At 64.4% G+C, this 17,384-nt stretch carries 20 protein-coding genes and 1 other RNA gene; 9 read left to right on the plus strand and 12 right to left on the minus strand.

What is annotated here, in order from left to right; genetic code table 11:
* Nucleotides 1-66 precede the first annotated feature (66 nt).
* The 4 genes from cobC to FGL95_RS07050 are packed head-to-tail and all read left to right on the plus strand — an operon-like array spanning nt 67 to nt 4,081.
* Nucleotides 67-1,128, plus strand: coding sequence for an Rv2231c family histidinol phosphate aminotransferase CobC (cobC, locus tag FGL95_RS07035; RefSeq protein WP_169585505.1), 1,062 nt, complete (start codon nt 67-69; stop codon nt 1,126-1,128).
* Nucleotides 1,125-2,264 (plus strand): Nif3-like dinuclear metal center hexameric protein, encoded by a 1,140-nt coding sequence (locus FGL95_RS07040; RefSeq protein ID WP_169585506.1) that lies wholly within the window; start codon nt 1,125-1,127, stop codon nt 2,262-2,264. The genes cobC and FGL95_RS07040 overlap by 4 nt, the downstream gene beginning before the upstream one ends.
* Before the next feature lie 9 nt (nt 2,265-2,273).
* Complete coding sequence (locus tag FGL95_RS07045) at nt 2,274-3,011, plus strand: zinc ribbon domain-containing protein (protein WP_169585507.1); 738 nt, start codon at nt 2,274-2,276, stop codon at nt 3,009-3,011.
* Entirely contained in the window at nt 3,008-4,081 is a 1,074-nt protein-coding gene (locus FGL95_RS07050; protein ID WP_169585508.1) for a bifunctional RNase H/acid phosphatase, read from the plus strand. The genes FGL95_RS07045 and FGL95_RS07050 overlap by 4 nt, the downstream gene beginning before the upstream one ends.
* Before the next feature lies 1 nt (nt 4,082).
* On the opposite strand, the gene FGL95_RS07055 is transcribed toward FGL95_RS07050, so the two are convergent.
* Entirely contained in the window at nt 4,083-4,520 is a 438-nt protein-coding gene (locus tag FGL95_RS07055; protein ID WP_338079743.1) for a TrmH family RNA methyltransferase, read from the minus strand.
* Between the two features lie 228 nt (nt 4,521-4,748).
* On the opposite strand from FGL95_RS07055, the gene FGL95_RS07060 reads away from it, so the two are divergent.
* Nucleotides 4,749-5,609, plus strand: coding sequence for a mechanosensitive ion channel family protein (locus FGL95_RS07060; protein ID WP_169585510.1), 861 nt, complete (start codon nt 4,749-4,751; stop codon nt 5,607-5,609).
* Nucleotides 5,610-5,622: 13 nt separating this feature from the next.
* Here the strand turns inward: FGL95_RS07060 and FGL95_RS07065 are convergent, their stop codons facing one another.
* The gene (locus tag FGL95_RS07065) at nt 5,623-6,153 is read right to left on the minus strand and encodes a DUF1697 domain-containing protein (RefSeq protein WP_169585511.1); all 531 of its coding nucleotides are present in this window, start codon (nt 6,151-6,153) and stop codon (nt 5,623-5,625) included.
* Nucleotides 6,150-7,037: an alpha/beta hydrolase gene (locus FGL95_RS07070; RefSeq protein WP_169585512.1), complete on the minus strand. Its 888-nt coding sequence runs from the start codon at nt 7,035-7,037 to the stop codon at nt 6,150-6,152. Before FGL95_RS07070 ends, FGL95_RS07065 begins: the two co-directional genes overlap by 4 nt.
* Before the next feature lie 37 nt (nt 7,038-7,074).
* Here FGL95_RS07070 and rnpB point away from each other — a divergent pair.
* Nucleotides 7,075-7,490: RNase P RNA component class A (rnpB, locus tag FGL95_RS07075), an RNA gene on the plus strand.
* A gap of 34 nt (nt 7,491-7,524) precedes the next feature.
* Here rnpB and FGL95_RS07080 read toward each other — a convergent pair.
* Nucleotides 7,525-7,989, minus strand: a complete 465-nt coding sequence (locus tag FGL95_RS07080) for a hypothetical protein (protein ID WP_169585513.1) — start codon at nt 7,987-7,989, stop codon at nt 7,525-7,527.
* 4 nt (nt 7,990-7,993) lie between these two features.
* Entirely contained in the window at nt 7,994-8,524 is a 531-nt protein-coding gene (locus FGL95_RS07085) for a lipoprotein LpqH (protein WP_206071592.1), read from the minus strand.
* Nucleotides 8,525-8,698: 174 nt separating this feature from the next.
* Here FGL95_RS07085 and FGL95_RS07090 point away from each other — a divergent pair, with 174 nt between their 5' ends.
* Both FGL95_RS07090 and FGL95_RS07095 read left to right on the plus strand, forming a co-directional pair.
* Nucleotides 8,699-9,034 (plus strand): hypothetical protein, encoded by a 336-nt coding sequence (locus tag FGL95_RS07090; protein WP_169585514.1) that lies wholly within the window; start codon nt 8,699-8,701, stop codon nt 9,032-9,034.
* A gap of 12 nt (nt 9,035-9,046) precedes the next feature.
* Nucleotides 9,047-10,453 (plus strand): RNB domain-containing ribonuclease, encoded by a 1,407-nt coding sequence (locus tag FGL95_RS07095; protein WP_169585515.1) that lies wholly within the window; start codon nt 9,047-9,049, stop codon nt 10,451-10,453.
* On the opposite strand, the gene FGL95_RS07100 is transcribed toward FGL95_RS07095, so the two are convergent.
* The 7 genes from FGL95_RS07100 to FGL95_RS07130 form a co-directional block, all read right to left on the minus strand.
* On the minus strand, nt 10,427-11,320 hold the full coding sequence (locus FGL95_RS07100; protein WP_169585516.1) for a CHAD domain-containing protein: 894 nt from the start codon (nt 11,318-11,320) through the stop codon (nt 10,427-10,429). The two genes, FGL95_RS07095 and FGL95_RS07100, sit on opposite strands and share 27 nt — an antisense overlap.
* Nucleotides 11,317-12,273 carry a prolyl aminopeptidase gene (pip, locus tag FGL95_RS07105; protein ID WP_169585517.1) on the minus strand — a complete coding sequence of 319 codons (957 nt, stop codon included), beginning with the start codon at nt 12,271-12,273 and terminating at the stop codon, nt 11,317-11,319. Before pip ends, FGL95_RS07100 begins: the two co-directional genes overlap by 4 nt.
* Before the next feature lie 5 nt (nt 12,274-12,278).
* Nucleotides 12,279-12,713: a hypothetical protein gene (locus FGL95_RS07110; protein WP_169585518.1), complete on the minus strand. Its 435-nt coding sequence runs from the start codon at nt 12,711-12,713 to the stop codon at nt 12,279-12,281.
* Between the two features lie 45 nt (nt 12,714-12,758).
* Nucleotides 12,759-13,526 (minus strand): phosphotransferase, encoded by a 768-nt coding sequence (locus FGL95_RS07115; protein ID WP_169585519.1) that lies wholly within the window; start codon nt 13,524-13,526, stop codon nt 12,759-12,761.
* 56 nt (nt 13,527-13,582) lie between these two features.
* Nucleotides 13,583-14,419 (minus strand): 3-methyl-2-oxobutanoate hydroxymethyltransferase, encoded by an 837-nt coding sequence (gene panB / locus FGL95_RS07120; protein WP_169585520.1) that lies wholly within the window; start codon nt 14,417-14,419, stop codon nt 13,583-13,585.
* A gap of 189 nt (nt 14,420-14,608) precedes the next feature.
* Complete coding sequence (locus tag FGL95_RS07125; protein WP_169585521.1) at nt 14,609-14,782, minus strand: CsbD family protein; 174 nt, start codon at nt 14,780-14,782, stop codon at nt 14,609-14,611.
* A gap of 91 nt (nt 14,783-14,873) precedes the next feature.
* On the minus strand, nt 14,874-15,587 hold the full coding sequence (locus FGL95_RS07130) for an O-methyltransferase (protein WP_240962848.1): 714 nt from the start codon (nt 15,585-15,587) through the stop codon (nt 14,874-14,876).
* Nucleotides 15,588-15,783: 196 nt separating this feature from the next.
* On the opposite strand from FGL95_RS07130, the gene FGL95_RS07135 reads away from it, so the two are divergent.
* Nucleotides 15,784-17,349, plus strand: coding sequence for an alpha/beta hydrolase (locus FGL95_RS07135; protein WP_169585523.1), 1,566 nt, complete (start codon nt 15,784-15,786; stop codon nt 17,347-17,349).
* Nucleotides 17,350-17,384 lie beyond the last annotated feature (35 nt).

The raw sequence follows: 17,384 nt of genomic DNA on the forward strand, positions 1-17,384 counted from the left end.
GACAGCGTTCGGATCGCGACAAATCGTCGTACAAGAAAGCCGTTCGGGCATTCCGGACAATTCGAAATGCTGCGCCGAATTTCGGCCGCCGTAGGCTCTTTCCTCGTGGACGAAACCGAACGCCTTCGACATCACGGCGACGTCGACGTGACGGCTGGGATGCTCGACTTTGCCGTGAACGTCGCGGGCCTCACACCACCCGAGTGGCTGCGCCGCCGGCTGGCGAACACGCTCACCACACTCGGGCGCTATCCGAGCGCCGCGCACGATCTCGATGCGCGCGAGGCCGTGGCGGCGCGGCACGGTCGCATCGCGGACGAGGTCCTGCTACTCGCGGGCGGAGCGGAGGGCTTCGCGATGCTTCCGCGGCTCGCGCCCACGTCGGCTGCCTTGATCCATCCGTCGTTCACCGAGCCCGACCTCGCATTGCGGGAGGCCGGCATTCCCGTCACCCAAGTGATTCTCGCTCCGCCGTACCGACTGGACACCGCAGCCGTACCCGACGACGCGGACCTGGTGGTGTTGGGCAACCCCACCAACCCGACCTCCGTTCTGCACCCCGTCGAATCGATTCTCGGTCTGCGTCGGCCGGGCAGGATCGTGGTGGTGGACGAGGCGTTCGCCGACGCGGTTCCGGGCGAGCCGGAGACGTTGTCGAGTTTCGCGCTTCCAGACGTGCTCGTGCTTCGCAGTCTCACCAAGACGTGGTCGCTGGCGGGCTTGCGTTGTGGCTACTTGCTCGGACCGCCCGACCTGTTGGACCGACTCCGCGTCGGTCGTGCGCACTGGCCGCTCGGCACGTTGCAGATCGAGGCGATCGCGGCTTGCAGCGAACCAGGCGCTGTCGCGGAAGCAGCCGAACGGGCCGACCGGATAACTATCGACCGGGAGGTGATGGTCGCAATGCTCCTCGACGCGGGCTTCGACGTCGCGTTGCCCGCCAACGCGCCATTCCTGCTGCTACGGGTGGGTGATGGTGAATTGATGCGTAAACACCTGCGGGAGAACGGCATTGCCGTGCGCCGCGGCGACACATTTCCGGGGTTGGGGCCCGACCATCTGCGGGTCGCGGTGCGCGGCAGACACGAGGTCGACCGGCTGATCACTGCGATGAAAGAGGTCGGATGACAACAACACTCGCGGATGTCATCGCTGCTTTGGACGCGGCGTACCCGCCCCGGCTTGCCGCCGACTGGGATTCGGTCGGGCTGGTCTGCGGCGACCCTGCCGACGAGGTAGGCCGAGTGCTGCTTGCCGTCGATGCGACCGATGCCGTCGTCGACCAGGCGCTGGCCTGGGGCGCGCAGGCGCTTGTGGTGCATCACCCGTTGTTGTTGCGTGGCGTCGACTCGGTCGGGGCGCACACGCCAAAGGGATCGGTCGTACATCGGCTCATCCGCGGTGGCTGTGCGTTGTTCACCGCGCACACGAATGCGGACAGCGCTGATCCTGGCGTGTCCGACGCGCTCGCGGCTGCGCTGGGACTGACAGTGACGGGCGTCATCGACCCGATCCCCGACCGGCCGCTCGACAAATGGGTCGTCATGGTCCCGCGGACCCACACCGACCAGGTGCAGTCCGCTCTGTTCGCTGCTGGAGCGGGCGAGATCGGCGACTATCGCGAGTGCAGTTGGCGAACTGCGGGCATCGGTCAGTTTTTGGCGATGCAGGGTGCGGACCCAGCAATCGGCGCGGTCGGCAAATTGGAGACCGTCGACGAAGACCGCGTGGAGGTTGTGGCATTGCGCAGTCTTCGGTCGCGCGTACTCGCGGCACTGCGCGATGCCCATCCCTACGAAGAGCCGGCGTTCGACGTATTCGAGCTCGCAACGCTGGGATCCTCGCTCGGGATCGGGCGGGTGGGGGTACTGCAATCGCAAGAAACCTTGCGCGACTTCACGTCTCGTGTGTGCGGCGCATTGCCGGTAACCGCGTGGGGTGTACGAGCGGCGGGCGACCCGGATGCGGTTGTACGGACTGTTGCGGTCTGCGGGGGAGCGGGCGACTCGTTGCTCGACGCGGTCGCGCGGCTGGGCGTCGACGCCTACGTGACGGCCGATCTGCGTCACCATCCGGTCGACGAACATCTGCGCTCCGGCGGTCCGGCGGTGGTCGATGTGGCGCACTGGGCGAGCGAGTTTCCGTGGTGCGCGCAAGCGCAGGGCGTGCTGCAGCGGGCGTTCGGCGGACTCACCATTCGCGTGTCCGAGATCCGGACCGATCCGTGGACGCTGGGCAACAGTGCCGCGCAGGCTCGACGGTAGGGTGGCCGGATGAACGTCGACCCTCAGATCCAGGCCAAACTGCTCGATCTCGCTGCCGTCGATGCGGAGCTCAACCGGATCTCTCACCGTCGCAAAACACTGCCTGAACAGCAGGAAGTCGACCGGCTCCAGGCGGAGCGGGTGACGCGCAAAGACGCCGCCGTTGCGGTTCAGATCGCCATGGACGACCTCGACCGTGACATCAAGAAGTTGGAGGGAGAGGTCGACGCCGTCCGCAAGCGTGAGGAGCGCGACCGCGCCATGCTCCAGAGCGGCACGGTCGGTGCGAAGCAACTCTCCGAACTCCAGCACGAGCTGGGCAGTCTCGAACGGCGCCAGTCGAATCTCGAGGACGAACTGCTAGAGGTAATGGAGCGCCGCGAGGCATCGGAAGCCGACCAGCAGCACGCCGGAGCCAATCTGAGCCGCATCGATGACGAGCTGATCGATGCGGTCCGGCATCGCGACCACGCGGTTGCCGATCTCGACACCGCTGAAAAACGGTGCACGGGTGATCGTTCCACTCTCGTGGCGCTGTTCCCCGAGGAACTGATCAAGATCTACGAGCGCCAGCGCGGCCTGCACGGTGCTGGAGCATCGTTGTTGCGGGCGCGCAGTTGTGGCGTGTGCCGGATCGAGATCGACCGTGGCGAGATTTCCCGCATCGCGAAGGCCGAGCCCGACGAAGTGGTGCGATGCCCCGAGTGTGGCGCAATTCTGGTGCGGACCAAAGAATCCGGGCTGTGAGTGGGCTCGAGGTCATCGTCGAGGCCGACGGTGGATCGCGAGGAAATCCAGGTCCGGCAGGCTTCGGCGCGGTCGTATACGCCGCCGACCACTCGACCGTCTTGGCAGAACGCAACGAAGGCATCGGCAATGCCACCAACAACGTCGCCGAATACCGCGGTCTCATAGCGGGATTGAGCGCGGCAGCCGAGCTGGGCGCGTCGGTCGTCGATGTCAGGATGGATTCCAAACTCGTCGTCGAGCAGATGTCGGGGCGTTGGAAGATCAAGCACCCCGCCATGATTCCGCTCGCCGAAGAGGCGCGTGCGCTCGCCGACGGCTTCACGCGTGTGACCTACACATGGATTCCGCGCGCCGAGAACGCGCACGCAGACAAGTTGGCCAACGAAGCGATGGATGCGGCCGCAGAAGGGGCCGTTGCCACGACGACTCCCGCATGGTCGCATGCCACCGGTGCCCCGACGCGGTTGCTGCTGCTTCGGCACGGCCAGACGGAACTGTCTGTGGACCGGCGCTATTCGGGTCGTGGCAATCCGCCGCTCACCGACATCGGGCGCACCCAAGCGGACCGTGCGGCGAAGCGGCTCGCGGCCAGAGGTGGGATCGACGCGGTTGTCTCGTCACCGCTCGGTCGCGCCCGCGAAACCGCGGCGGCTGCGGCGGCGGCACTTGGTCTTTCCGTCACGGTCCTCGACGGGCTCACCGAGACCGACTTCGGCGAGTGGGAAGGTCTGACGTTTCGCGAAGCGGCCGAACGTGATCCGGAGGTGCATCGCCGCTGGCTCGGCGATACTTCGGTCCGGCCGCCGGGCGGGGAGAGTTTCGACGCCGTCCGGGCGCGGGTCGACGCGGTCCGGCAGCAGCTGACGACCGACTTCGCCGGCTCGAATGTGCTTGTCGTCAGCCACGTCACGCCGATCAAGACACTGCTTCAGCTTGCGCTGAATGCTGGTCCGTCGCTGCTGTTCCGCCTGCACCTCGACCTCGCGTCCCTTAGCATCGCGGAGTTCTACCCGGACGGTGGCGCCTCTGTCCGGCTGGTGAACGACACGTCCTACCTCGACGACTGACCTACAGCAAGCCGGCGAGTTTGTATGCCACCAACGACCCGGCAACTGCGACGTTGAGGCTCACTCCCGAGCCGATCATCGGAATCTCGACGGCAATGTCGATGCGCGCCAATCCTTCTGGTGGAATGCCGGTCTGCTCGTGGCCGAGCACGATGACGGTCCGTCCTCGTGCGGCGGGAAGATCGGCGAGCCGAATCGATTCGTCGGTGAGTTCGACGCCGACGATGTAGGCGCCGTCGGCGCGTTGGCGGTCCAGCCAGAGCCCGGCGTTGGTCGATGTCCAATGAATACAAGGGTTGCGGCGCAGCGTATTTCCCTTGTCGAGCGCCTCTGGGACCCACGGTAATCGGGGAACCGCCATGCATCCGCCGACGGCGTCGCAGGTTCGCAACAGCGTGCCGAGGTTGACACCATGCAGCGGCCACAACGGTGCGACCACGAGGTGGTTCCAGCATTTGTGTCGACGAGGTCGGCGATACGCCTTGATTTCCCGGCGCGTACGAGCGCGCGGGGCGGTCACGACAGAGCGGGAACGAGAGCCTTCCCTGAGCACGAGGTGAAAGTCATGAACTCATTCTTGCATGTGTGAACCGGGCAACCTTTGGGTAACCCCGCCCTGTCTGGCGCCTGACGGGATGGCGCCCTATCGACGTAAGGGGAGAATTCGATGGTTTCGGACAGTCTTGCGATCGACTTCGACGGAGGTGTCTCCGAAGCGTTCAGTTCGGTCGCAACCTTCGTGCCGAAGTTCCTCGCCTTCATCGCGATTCTGCTCATCGGCTGGTTCATCGCGAAATTGGTGGCAAAAGTCGTCAACAAAGTGCTCGAGCGTGTCGGCTTCGACCGCGTCGTCGAACGTGGCGGTCTCAAGCAGATGCTCGCGCGAAGCAACTACGACGCGTCCGACATCCTCGCCAAACTCGCGTACTACGCGATCCTGCTGATCACGCTGCAAATGGCGTTCGGCGTGTGGGGTCCGAACCCGGTCAGCGAGTTGCTGACCAGCGTCGTCGCCTGGTTGCCCAAGGCAGCGGTCGCGATTCTCATCATCGTGGTCGTCGCGGCGATCGCGAGGGCGGTCAAGGACATGATTGCCAGCGCTCTCGGCGGCCTGTCCTATGGCAGGACGCTCGGAACGATTGCATCGGTGTTCATTTGGGGTCTCGGCATCATCGCGGCGCTCAACCAGATCGGCGTCGCGACTACGGTGGCCACGCCTGTGTTGATCGCAGTGCTCGCGACAGCAGGCGGAATCCTGGTCGTGGGTGTCGGCGGCGGTCTCGTGCGTCCGATGCAGCAACGATGGGAAGGGTGGCTCGGTAGCTTGGAGCGCGAAATCCCCGCGGTGAAGGGTCAGGCGCAGGCATATCAGCGTGGACGTGAAGACGCTGCTCGGAACTTGGCGCCCTCGTACCAGCAGCCGTCGGGGCAGTATGCGCAGGGTCAGTACCCGCCACCGCAAGGGCAGTACCCGCCGCAGCATGGCCAGTACCTGGGCGAAGGTCAGTACCCGCCCGACTACCGCTGAGCGGATAACTAGCTCATTTTCCGGCGGCGACCTTCAGTAGCGTGCGTAAGTTTCGGTTCGTAGTGGTCGACTTGTAGCGCTTCTTGCCGAGCGTCTTGCCGAACGTCGATTTCAACGTCTGGCCGCGCTCGACTTCCCAGTACAGCACTCCGTCGCCACCGGCGATGCGCTCGAGCGCCGGGTCGAGGTCGTCGGCGAATTCGAGCAACTCGGCGATCGGGGCGGGGTCGGACGATAGCAGCACGTACGGTTGCCAGCCTTCGCGTTCCGGCTCGAACGGGTAGGCATCGATCACGCGCTGGACTGTCGGGATGTCGAGCAGCACGACCCAGGCTTCGTACCCGAACGCCTCGTTCAGTCCTTTTTCGATGTCGCGCTTGAGCTTCGCGCGGTCTGTGCGCGCCGAGTCGAACAGCACATTGCCCGACGCCAGGATCGTCTTGACGTTCTCGAAGCCGAGGTCGGCGAACGTCTTTCGCAGATCCTCCATCTTGATGTTGATTCCTGCGACGTTGATGCCCCGGAGGAACGCGACGAACCTCATGGCTGGAGGACCGAAACCAGGAACTCCGTCTGGTCTTTCACGGCGCGCTCGAAAGGCTCGTCGTAGTAGATGTCGAAATGACCCACGGGGTAATGCTTTACGACGGCATTGGGCGTTCGCGCGGCCGCCTTGATCGTCGGACCGGTGGGCGCAACGATGTCCTTGTCGCAAATCGCGTAGAACACCGGCATTGCCAGATTCTTCGTCTTGCGGCCGGGTGCGTCCAAGAGGATGGAGGCGCCGACTCTGGCAGCGACTTGTGGCCGGTAGAGCGGACTCTCGTCTGCCAGTCGGCCGAATCCGGGTACAGCGTCCGGCGCAGTCATCAACGCGCCGTCGCCGTAGCGCCCGCTCAGGCTGACCATCACCGGCGGTCTGCCGAGCAACGAGCCGGCAATATCGAGCGTCGCCAGAATAGCGACCTTGGCCAGGCTGATCGGTCGCATGGCGATCGCCGACGCAATGCCGTCGGTGAACGGACACTGACTGACCACGGCGGCGATCGTCGGATCCTCCGAACCGACGGCCAGCACGTTTCCGCCGCCGAAAGAACTGCCCCACACCGCAACTCGCGAGGCGTCGACGCTCGGTAGGCCACGCACGTACTTGACTGCGGCGTGGTAATCGTCGCGCTCTCGGCGGATGTCGAGCAGCTGACGCGGTTCGCCCTCGCTGGCGCCGAAGGACCGGTAATCGAACACGAGCACCAACAGTCCCGCGGCGGCGAATTCCCTTGCGTACTTGTCGAGTCCCATCTGGCGATTCGCCCCCAGGCCGTGCCCCATCACGACTATGGGCCCGGGACCCGTGAAGTTGGAGGGCGTGTACAGCCACGCCGCACAGCGATCTTCTCCGGAGACGAAGCTGACATCCGAGCGGTCCATAGCCGATCACAATAGACGAGTACGCTGGTCGAGCGGACGAGTTGGCCGGGCGGCCGCGGCGATGGGAACCAGCACTTCAGTGTCCAGGCCCACTGCCGAGGAAAGTCCGGACTCCACAGAGCAGGGCGGTTGTTAACGGCAACCCGAGGTGACTCGCGGGACAGTGCCACAGAAAACAGACCGCCCACGGTCGCAGGACCGTGGGTCAGGGTGAAACGGTGCGGTAAGAGCGCACCAGCGCCCCGGGTGACCGGGGTGGCTAGGTAAACCCCGCCCGGAGCAAGGTCAAAGGCTGCACCCGAAAGGTGCGGCTGCGCAGACGTTCGAGGGCTGCTCGCCCAAGTCTGCGGGTGGACCGCATGAGGTACCCGGCGACGGTGTATCCAGATGGATGGTCGCCACCCCGCGCCTCGGCGCGGGGGACAGGATCCGGCTTAGAGGCCGACTCGTCCGCCCCTACCCGCTCGGGTAAGGGCGGACGGCACTGTCAGCAGCTGACTTTGATGTATTCGAGCAAGCCGGGGGCCGTGGAGTCGGACAGTTCGTTGCTTCCGTTCTTGGCCCGCGCCTTCAACGCCTTCGTCAGGTCGGCGTCGCTCTTGCCGGACTTGATGTCGGCGCAGGTGTCGGTGAGGATCTTCTCGATCGCTGCGTCGTCGAGGCCCTCGGCGAGTTCGCCGTATCCTGCCTTGTAGGTTGCGACGAAGGCCGTCACCTTCCCTTCGTCGATGGCCTTGCCGATGTCGGTCGGGATTGCGGGAATACTGATGCTCGGCACGTTGGACAGGGCGCTCTGCACGGCGCTCTGCGCCTGGCTCTGCAACGCGGAAGCCTGGCTCTGAATGGCCGAAACCTGGCTCTCTGCTTTGTCTTTGTCGTCGTTGCCGCAGCTCGCAAGCACGAGACCAAGGGCAATGGCGGTCGCAGCAATTGTCGCTGAAGGGATTCGCATTCGATCAGCCGCCAACGATCGTGTCGCAGGCGAACACCAGCTCGTAGGTCGACTTCTTCGGTTCGAGCGGGTTCGCGAGGTCGACGCCCGTTGCTTCGCCCGTCACCGTGTAGGTCTTGCCGTTCTTCTCGAGCTTGGCGGATCCGCCCGGCGCACCCTCGGCGTAGCCGAGACCGCCGCTGGCAACATTGCCGATGCCGACAGCGGAAACCGTGTCGTCGCTCTTGACGGTTGCGCTGGCGCCCTTGGTCGCGTCACCGGAGGGATCGGCGATCGTGAGTGCGAGCAGATCACCCTGTTTCGCGCACACCGTGGTGAACGTTCCCGTCCAAGCCTTGCCGTCGACCGTCACCGACGATTTGCTGCCCGACGCTGTGTCGGTCTTGGCGCCCGTGGTTGCAGCAGCGGCGGCGGAGGTGGTGTCCGCAGCTTTCGAGTCGTCCTTCTTGTCGTCCCCACACGCCGAAAGTCCACCGATGAGCGCGACCGAGAAACAGAGTGCCGCAGTAGCTTTCGTAATCTTGCTCTGGATCAATTCAGTCTCCTGATTCGAGAGGGCCACGGCCGGAGGTGGCCGCGGCAGTCGTGGCGGTCCCGGAGCAGGGACTCAGCAGATCAGTATGGGGGGTCGCTGCGTAGCTCACAGTGATTCCGGTCATACTGTGCGGGATCGTATCGGGCTAGTCGAATCTTGTAGGGGTAACCGGAAATGTCGTTCGGTCGTTCAATTGCTGTCGGTGTAGTCGCGCTCGGCGCAAGTGCTGGAATATGCGCTCTCGGGGCCGGTTCCGCGTCGGCGGTAGCCATCACGCCGCTGCCAGGTGGGGTGCAGGTCGATTTCACCCACGACGAGACTGTGTGGGTTGACCAGAGCAACGTCGGCCTCGGGATCTACGCGATCCCCAACCCGTCGGCTCAGTCGTTCGGTTTGACGTTGGACGCAGCGGCTGCACTTGCCCGCACTTTCCCGCAAGGGCGAGTCAGCTTCAGCGCGTTCGGACCGCTCGACGCACCGCAGGGCGAAATCGTCGCCTTCGTGGAGTAGCGCCGAATCCCTGTGGTCAGCACCAGAATTGCCGCGCGCGCACTCGATTTCGGAGTGATCCGAACCGAGTTCGCGCTCAGCGAGGACTATCCAGCCGACGCGGTCGAGCAGGCGCGCAGCGCGGTCGATGCCAATGCCGCAGACCGCGTCGATCGGACCGATCTGCCGTTGGTGACGATCGACCCGCCGACGTCGATGGATCTCGACCAGGCTGTGCACATCGCAAAAACCGACTCGGGCTTCGTCGTCAGCTATGCCATCGCCGATGTCGGGGCTGTCGTCGTACCGGGCAGCGCCCTCGACATCGAGTCGCGCAAACGTGGGCAGACGTTCTATTTTCCCGACGGATCGTTGCCGTTGCATCCACGCGAACTGTCGGAAGGTTCGGCGAGCCTGCTGCCGGACCAAGTTCGCCCGGCAGCGTTGTGGACGATCGAACTCGATGCGACCGGCGAACCGACGAAGTTCGGGGTCGCGCGAGCGCTCGTTCGTTCCGTTGCTCGATTCGACTACCAGGGCGTCCAGGCCGCTGCGGCGGCCGGGACGTTGCACCCGTCGATCGCAGCGCTCCCGGAGGTCGGGAAACTGCGCAGCGAGGCCGCAATCGCCCGTGGCGCAATCGAATTGAAGCTTCCTGACCAGGAGGTAGTTGGTTCACCCGGTCAGTGGACCATCGAACTGCACCCGCATACCGAAGCCGACGACTGGAATGCCGAGATCTCCCTGCTCACCGGCATGTGCGCCGCGAAGCTGATGATCGAGGCGAAGGTCGGACTGCTGCGAACCCTGCCGCCACCGGATCGCGAAGCGCTGCAGTCGATTCGACGCACTGCCTCCGCGTTGGGTGTGACATGGGCCGACGGTAGACCGGTCGGCGAGTTGCTCGCCGCGCTGGATCCGAACTCGCCCGCTTCGCTGGTCCTGATGACAGAGGCGACGACGCTGCTGCGCGGCGCCGGCTACGCCGCCTTCGACGGGCAACTCCCGGAACTGATCGAACACGGCGGGATCGGCGCTCCGTATGCGCACGTCACAGCGCCGCTGCGCAGACTGTCGGACCGCTATGCCACGGAAGTGTGCCTCGCAGTCAGTGCCGGCACCGATATCCCGGCGTGGGCGCGCGACGCGTTGCCCGAACTGGCCGAGCTGATGCGCGGATCCGACTCGACGGCAAACAAGATCGATCGCGCCTGCGTCGATCTCACCGAAGCTGTGATCCTGGCGAACCGGGTCGGCGAGAAATTTCAGGCCGTTGTCGTCAAAGAGGCGGACGGCAAACGCGACGCAGACGTCTTCGTCGCCAATCCGCCGATCGCGGCTCGCTGCACCGGCAAACCGCCCGAAGGTCAGATGGTCGCGGTCGAGTTGGCTGTCGCCGACGTCGCAGCCCGATCAGTGGTCTTCGCGTACTCGGGCTAGCGCGTCGAGCGCGGGCTCGTACTGTGCCAACGCACGCTGTGCGTCGTCCCCTTCGAGCTGGTACAGCACGCCGTAGGTGAAAGTGTCTTCGCCCGCAGCCCGCGCAACCGCGCAGGTCTCGAGAATGACGCGCTGCGATTCGATGGCATCACGGTGATCGCCCAGAATCGTTTGCAGCGCTTTGGCTTCCACGCCGAGGTCGGCCGCGTGCTCACCCAACGGTTGCGCCGACTCCGCCGCGTACCGCAAGCGTTTGGCCGATTTACGGACCTCGTGCAAAGCCGCAACGCGTTCGTCGTCGCGTGCGGCCGCCGCGCAGTCGACTTCGCCGACCAATCGTTCATTTTCTGCGGCCAGCGCTTTCGTGAAAATCTTGCTGGCTTTGCGCTCCGCTCTCGGTTGGCGAAACGGCGGATCTGCCAGCAGATCGTCGAGGTGTTTTCGCAGGTCGCGGTAACGGTCGCCGTCGAGCGCAGCGAGCACATCGTTGTGCGCGGCGGTGTAGGCGGCGCGCTGCGCTCCGACCAGTCGGTCGGCGATTGGGCCGACCACGAGGTCCGTCGGGAGTTCGTCGAGTAGGCGCTCGAACCGTTCCGCCATCACTTCGGCATCGCGTGCGACGCCGAGAATGCCTGCGAGCCATTTCAATTCGAGGCGGACTGCATTGACTTCCTGGCGGTCGAACACCAATCGGTACGAGCGCAGCATGCTCCGGATTCTGCGTGTGGCGACGCGCATCTGGTGAATCGAATCGGTGGCGTCCGCGCGCACGTCCGGCTCGGCGGAGACGAGGCGGTCTACGTCGGAGCGCAGCGCCTCGACGACCGCGGGTCCAGCGGGTTCGGCGGGTTCGGCGGGTTCGCTCACGGTCGGAACTTGTCAGTTGCATCGACGAGATGCGAGACGATGCCGGGCTCGGTGGCGGCGTGGCCGGCGTCGTCGACGATGATCAGCTCCGATTTCGGCCACGCCCGATGCAGCTCGTACGCGCTCGTCGCCGGGCAGACGATGTCGTAGCGCCCTTGGACGATCACACCCGGAATGTGTTGTATCGCAGTGGCTTCGGTCAACAACTGGCCCTCGGTGAGGAAACCGTGGTTGACGAAGTAGTGGTTCTCGATGACAGCGAAGGCGCGTGCGAAACGGGGTTCGGCGGTTTCGGCGACGCGGTCCGGGCGCGGGAGCAGCGAACTCGTGGCGCCTTCCCATGTCGACCAGGCGACGGCGGCGCGGGTCGCGACCTCCAGATCAGGGGAGTGCAGCAAGCGGTGGTAGGCCTCCACGAGGTCGCCGGAGCGGTCCGACTCGGGGACCGGTGCGAGAAATTGCTCCCACAGTTCGGGAAAGACGTACCCAGCCGCGCCGTTGTAGTACCAATCGATCTCCTTGCGGCGCAACAGAAAGATGCCGCGCAGCACCAACTCGGTGACCCGCGCTGGATAGACCTGGGCGTAAGCCAGCGCCAACGTCGAGCCCCATGAACCGCCGAACACGAGCCAGCGGTCGATCGCCAAATGCGTTCGCAACGCCTCGATATCGGCGATCAGGTGCGCAGTTGTGTTGACCGACAAGTCGGCATCGTCGGCGATGTGGGGCGTCGATCGCCCACATCCACGCTGATCGAACAGCACAATCCGATACGCGGCGGGATCGAAGAACTGCCGTTGGAACGGCGACGTGCCGCCGCCGGGGCCGCCGTGCAGAAATACCGCAGGTTTGCCGTCGGGATTGCCACTGCATTCCCAGTAGATCTGCTGACCGTCACCGACATCGAGGTGACCGCTCACGTATGGCTCGATTGCGGGGTAGAGGTCGCGCATCGGGATCAGAGGCCGACGAGGCCGGCGGCGAAATCGGGGATTTCGAGTGCCTTGAGTGCCTGGTCACGCGTGTCGGCGCAGTTGTCGATCGTGATCTTGTCGATGATCGTGCGGTCCATGATGATCTCGCCGTTCAGTCCACCGTTCACAGCGGCCCATTCCTGGACCAAGATGTTGAGCCCACCCTTGCCCAGCGTCGGCGTTTGCACCCGCCAATCCGACAGCGTGCGGTCCAGGCGAGCGCAGAGATCTTTGGCTGCGGCCTCGGTGACTTTTCCGTGCGCGTACGCGCCCGTCGTCGGCGCACCCTGCGACGTCGGCGCTGGGGTAGCCGACTTCGCGCCGGGTTGGTTCGTGTTATCGGTCGCGCAACCGGCCGCGACGGCGACGGCCGCCGACACTGCCGCGAGCAACGCAATTGCCTTCGGGCGAACCGACATCTAGACCCCGTCCGTAGTTTGTGGCTATCGCTCTCGAGTGTGCCATCAGTCCAAGAGTCCGCGCCGCAGCGAACCGAGCAGATCGTCCACAAACTCGGCAAATGGGCTGGCGAGGTTGTCGATCCGACTCCACGGATGTATCCCGATCAGCGGTGCAAGCTTGCGCGCCGCGACGATTTCCAGGTCGCTGACCTGCGTACCTTGTCGCCAATGCGCGAAATACTCGTCGGACCAGTCGCCGCCGAACATCCGTACCGACAGGAAGGGATGTGTGATCACCGCATCACCCCAGTCGAACAGCCGGCCCGAGCCGAATACGTTGCCCGGGTACAGATCGTTGTGTTCCACGGTCAGCCTGCCGGATTCGGTCAGGATGTCGGCGTAGCGCGCGATCGCCGTGTCGATCGCCGGATCGTCGTCATATAGGTGGTAAATGTCGACGAGGCGGTCGGGTGGCAGAAATGGCGTTGCGGTGTTGCGGAGGTCCTCGACTCGGGATGCCATGTCCTGCTGCAACTGTGCGTAGGTGCCGACAACGTGGTGCCAGTCATGCGCACTGCTGTCGAACGTAGGGCCGCCATCAGGTGTGAGCAGCCATCCTCGGTCTGCGTTCACCGCGATCGGTGCGAGTACGAGGTCCGGATGGTGTTGCGCGAGTAGGGAAATCAGCGGACCCTCATGGGCGAAGCCGCGCGCGTTCGCTTTGGCCCAGATCGGACCGACGGTGGTCGGGATGCGCGTGATCAGCGACCATTGTCGGCGTCGGGTCTGGTCGGGTTCTCCTACGACGTCGATGCCTTCGGTCGCGAGCACGTCGAAGGCCCAACCCAGCAGGGGCTCTGCGGGTTGGGCCTCGAGTGAACGTGGGATCAGAAGCTGTGCTCCTCGGCCGGGAATGCGCCGGTACGGACCTCGTCGGCGTAAGCCATTGCGGCGTTGCGGAGTTCGTCGCCCACGTTGCCGAACTTCTTGACGAACTTGGCAGTTTTTCCGCTGGTGTAGCCGGCCATGTCCTGCCAGACCAACACCTGCGCGTCGCATTCGCGACCTGCACCGATGCCGACCGTGGGAATCGTGAGCTTGCGGGAGACCTGGCCTGCCAGGTCGGCGGGCACCATCTCCATGACGACGGAGAAAGCGCCGGCTTCCTGAACTGCGATGGCGTCGGCGATGAGCTGCTCGGCACCGTCACCGCGGCCCTGGACCCGGAACCCACCGAGAGTGTTGACGCTCTGCGGTGTGAAGCCGATGTGAGCCATCACGGGGATGCCGGCCGACACGATCTTCGCGATCTGATCGGCTACTCGTTCGCCACCTTCGAGCTTGACCGCGTGCGCCTGGCCTTCCTTCATGAAGCGGGTGGCGGTCGCGAGAGCCTGCTCAGGGGACGATTCGTACGTGCCGAACGGCAGATCGGCGACGACGAGGGCACTGGGCGCACCGCGAACAACGCCGCGGACCAGCGGGATCAGTTCGTCGATGGAGATCGGCACAGTCGTGTCGTAGCCGTAGACGACGTTCGCGGCCGAATCGCCGACCAGGAGGACGGGAATCCCGGCCTCTTCGAAAATCTTCGCGCTGGAATAGTCGTACGCGGTGAGCATTGCCCACCGATCGCCCGCGGTCTTCATCGCCTGCAGGTGGTGTACGCGCGTCTTGCGCTTCGGGGTATTTGTTGCAGCACCGTAAGCATTGTTTTCGGACATCATTGTCCCTTTCTGGCCTCGAGGCCCATTACGGGTCCCCGGGTTGGGTGGTTGCGTGGTCAAGTCTATGACCTGGGCACGGTCGTGTGCGGGTGCGGTTCGTCACACTCCGTGCTGCGTTCGGAAGCGAAACGACCCGGAGTCGACATTGACTCCGGGTCGCGGCCACTTCGGTTTACGCAGGTAGCGCTAGCTCTTGAAGGCGTCCTTCACCTTTTCGCCAGCGTCCTTCAGGTTCGCTTTGGCCTGGTCGCCGCGGCCTTCGTGCTCCTGGCTCTTGTCGCCGGTGACCTGACCGAGCTTCTCCTTGGCCTGACCAGCAAGTTCGTCGGCCTTGTTACGTGCCTTGTCGATTGCACTCACGTGAATCCTCCTCGTTACTGGGGCGGACCCGCGGAAAGCGGGACTCGAATACCGATTACCCCGATTGCGACGGAGGCTAAACCTGGCCGAACTAGACCTTTCCCAAGAATTCCGATTCGGTGACGAGATCTTTGATGACTTTCTGATACTCGGCGTGGGTCTCGTGTTCGACCGTGCGCCACAGCGTCGCCTCGTTGGCCCGCAGGTAGGCGAGGTAATCGGGTGCGCCCGGGAACTTCACGTTGTCGGCGACGACGACGCTGCCAGGGTGTAACCAACCTTCTTCGAGGATTCGTCGTAAATCGGTCAGGTACGCGGACTTGTGATGATCGAGGAAGACGAAGTCCAGCGCAGCTTCTGTGAAGCCGTAATCGTTGCGCAGCCGGGCGATCGTAGTGCCGCTGTCGCCGATCATTCCGACAACCGCGGTCACACGGTCGCCGACACCCGCGTGCTCCCAGATCTGCCGCGCAATCCGTGCGTTCGCCGAGTTGATATCGATCGAGTACAGCCGTGCATCGGCAGGCATCGCCCGAATCGTGCGCAGTGCGCTGTAGCCGCAATAAGTGCCGAGTTCGAGGAGCAGCTTGGGCTTCGCCCGCCGGACAGCAGCGTCGAGGATCTCACCTTTCTCGTCGCCGACGTTCATCAGGAAGCTCTTCTTGCGGGCGAACTCGTCGATTGCTCGGATGACGTCGTCGATATCGCCGCCGCGCGAATTCTTGATCACGTACAGCGCGAGTGCCCGCTCGCGCCCGTCGCCGACCTGGCCTCGCTTGTCGAGTCCAGGCAAGTCGACCAGCATCCGGAGCGCCGACCAACGTAAGAACGGAATCGGTTTGCCGGCAAGTTCGTTCGCGACCACTGCTGCGGCAACGGCGCCTCCGGCCAGCAACACGCCCCGCAGTAGTCGTGGTGCAGTCATGTGTCCAAATCCTCTCTTGGAACCGCTCGAAGCTGCGGCACGATTGAAGCCTAAGGGTCCATGGCACCATCGTGGTATGCCGATCAAGAACCGAATCGCAGTTGCCGTCGTGATCGGCGCGAGCGCAGCCGCTTTACTTGCCGGCTGCACCAAGGAATCCAAGCCGCACGCGGAGCCGAGCACCACACCGCCGACCAGCACGTCGACCGGCGAGCCCACGCCGAAGAACTTGGAGAAGTTCTACAACCAGAAGGTCGAGTGGGGCTCGTGTGCGGACTACGCCGCACGCGGCGAGGACTTGCCGACCAGTTTCCAGTGCGCGCATGTCACGGTGCCGGTCGATTACGACAATCCGGATGGGGACACGGCGAAGATCGCCATCTCGAAGGCCGAGGCAACGGGCGATCGCATCGGTTCCATCTTGTTCAACCCCGGCGGTCCCGGCATCGGTGGGCTCGGGCTCGCGTCGCAAGGCAAGGGTACAGAGCTGGCCAAACGCTTCGACCGCATCGGTTTCGATCCCCGCGGCGTCGGCGCTTCGACCCCCACCGTCCGGTGCTTGACGGACAAAGAGGTCGATGCGGAGCGCGCGGACCTCGACATCGACGAGACCCCCGCCGGAATTGCGGAGACCGAGCAAGAAGAGAAGGACTACGTCGCCAAGTGCGACCAGCGGGTCGGCAAGAATCTGCTGGCTCACCTCGGCACCCGTGAGGTCGTGCGGGACATGGACATCATCCGTGGCGCGCTCGGTGACGACAAGCTGAACTACGTCGGCTATTCGTACGGCACGCGAATCGGTTCGGAGTACGCCGAAACCTTCCCGACGCGCGTTCGTGCGATGGTGCTCGATGGCGCAGTCGACCCGGAGCAGGATCCGCTGGTCGGGCTCGTCGCGCAATACGAAGGTTTCCAGAAGGCGTTCGACGCCTATGCCGCCAAGTGCGCGAAGAGTACGACTTGCCCGCTCGGCACTGATCCGGCCAACGCGGTGAAGGCGTTCCGCGCGCTTGTCGATCCGCTGATCGACAAGCCGGCCAAGACTGACGATCCGCGTGGCCTCGGTTACGGCGACGCGCATACGGGCGTCATCCAGGCGCTGTACTCGACCGAGATCTGGGACGCACTGACGCAGGGGCTGACGGAGTTGAAGGCCGGTCGGGGCGACACTTTGCTCAATCTTGCCGACCTCTACGAGGGTCGGAACGACGACGGCACCTATTCCAACGCCGACGACGCGTTCAAAGCGATTCGGTGCGTGGACGATCCGCCGATCACGGACCGTGCGGCGGTCGGCAAGGCCAACCTCGATGTACGCAAGGTCGCGCCGTTCCTCGACGACGGACGCGGGACCGGTCAGTCGGCGCTCGACGAGTGCGCATTCTGGCCGGTGCCGAATACCGGTAAGCCACACTCGATCTCGGTGACAGGGTTGCCGAAGGTTGTTGTCGTCTCGACGACGGAAGATCCCGCGACGCCCTATCAAGCCGGCGTTGATCTCGCCCGTCAGCTCGGCGCGTCGCTGATCACCTACGACGGAACACAGCACACCGTGGCGTTGAGCGGCGTGCCCTGTGTAGACGATGCTGTTATCGCGTATCTGGTCGACTTGACGTCGCCTCCCGAGGGTTTGCGATGCTGATTTGCGCGATGTAACACAGATTTAACGCCGGGTGC

It is taken from the genome of Antrihabitans stalactiti (assembly GCF_012932915.1).
GTDB classification, from domain to species: Bacteria; Actinomycetota; Actinomycetes; order Mycobacteriales; family Mycobacteriaceae; genus Antrihabitans; species Antrihabitans stalactiti.

Coding starts and splice junctions, on each gene's coding strand:
- cobC (WP_169585505.1), top strand. CDS start 67: ATGCTGCGCCGAATTTCGGCCGCCGTAGGCTCTTTCCTCGTGGACGAA.
- FGL95_RS07040 (WP_169585506.1), top strand. CDS start 1,125: ATGACAACAACACTCGCGGATGTCATCGCTGCTTTGGACGCGGCGTAC.
- FGL95_RS07045 (WP_169585507.1), top strand. CDS start 2,274: ATGAACGTCGACCCTCAGATCCAGGCCAAACTGCTCGATCTCGCTGCC.
- FGL95_RS07060 (WP_169585510.1), top strand. CDS start 4,749: ATGGTTTCGGACAGTCTTGCGATCGACTTCGACGGAGGTGTCTCCGAA.
- FGL95_RS07065 (WP_169585511.1), bottom strand. CDS start 6,153: ATGAGGTTCGTCGCGTTCCTCCGGGGCATCAACGTCGCAGGAATCAAC.
- FGL95_RS07070 (WP_169585512.1), bottom strand. CDS start 7,037: ATGGACCGCTCGGATGTCAGCTTCGTCTCCGGAGAAGATCGCTGTGCG.
- FGL95_RS07080 (WP_169585513.1), bottom strand. CDS start 7,989: ATGCGAATCCCTTCAGCGACAATTGCTGCGACCGCCATTGCCCTTGGT.
- FGL95_RS07090 (WP_169585514.1), top strand. CDS start 8,699: ATGTCGTTCGGTCGTTCAATTGCTGTCGGTGTAGTCGCGCTCGGCGCA.
- pip (WP_169585517.1), bottom strand. CDS start 12,273: ATGCGCGACCTCTACCCCGCAATCGAGCCATACGTGAGCGGTCACCTC.
- FGL95_RS07110 (WP_169585518.1), bottom strand. CDS start 12,713: ATGTCGGTTCGCCCGAAGGCAATTGCGTTGCTCGCGGCAGTGTCGGCG.
- panB (WP_169585520.1), bottom strand. CDS start 14,419: ATGTCCGAAAACAATGCTTACGGTGCTGCAACAAATACCCCGAAGCGC.
- FGL95_RS07130 (WP_240962848.1), bottom strand. CDS start 15,587: ATGCTGGTCGACTTGCCTGGACTCGACAAGCGAGGCCAGGTCGGCGAC.
- FGL95_RS07135 (WP_169585523.1), top strand. CDS start 15,784: ATGCCGATCAAGAACCGAATCGCAGTTGCCGTCGTGATCGGCGCGAGC.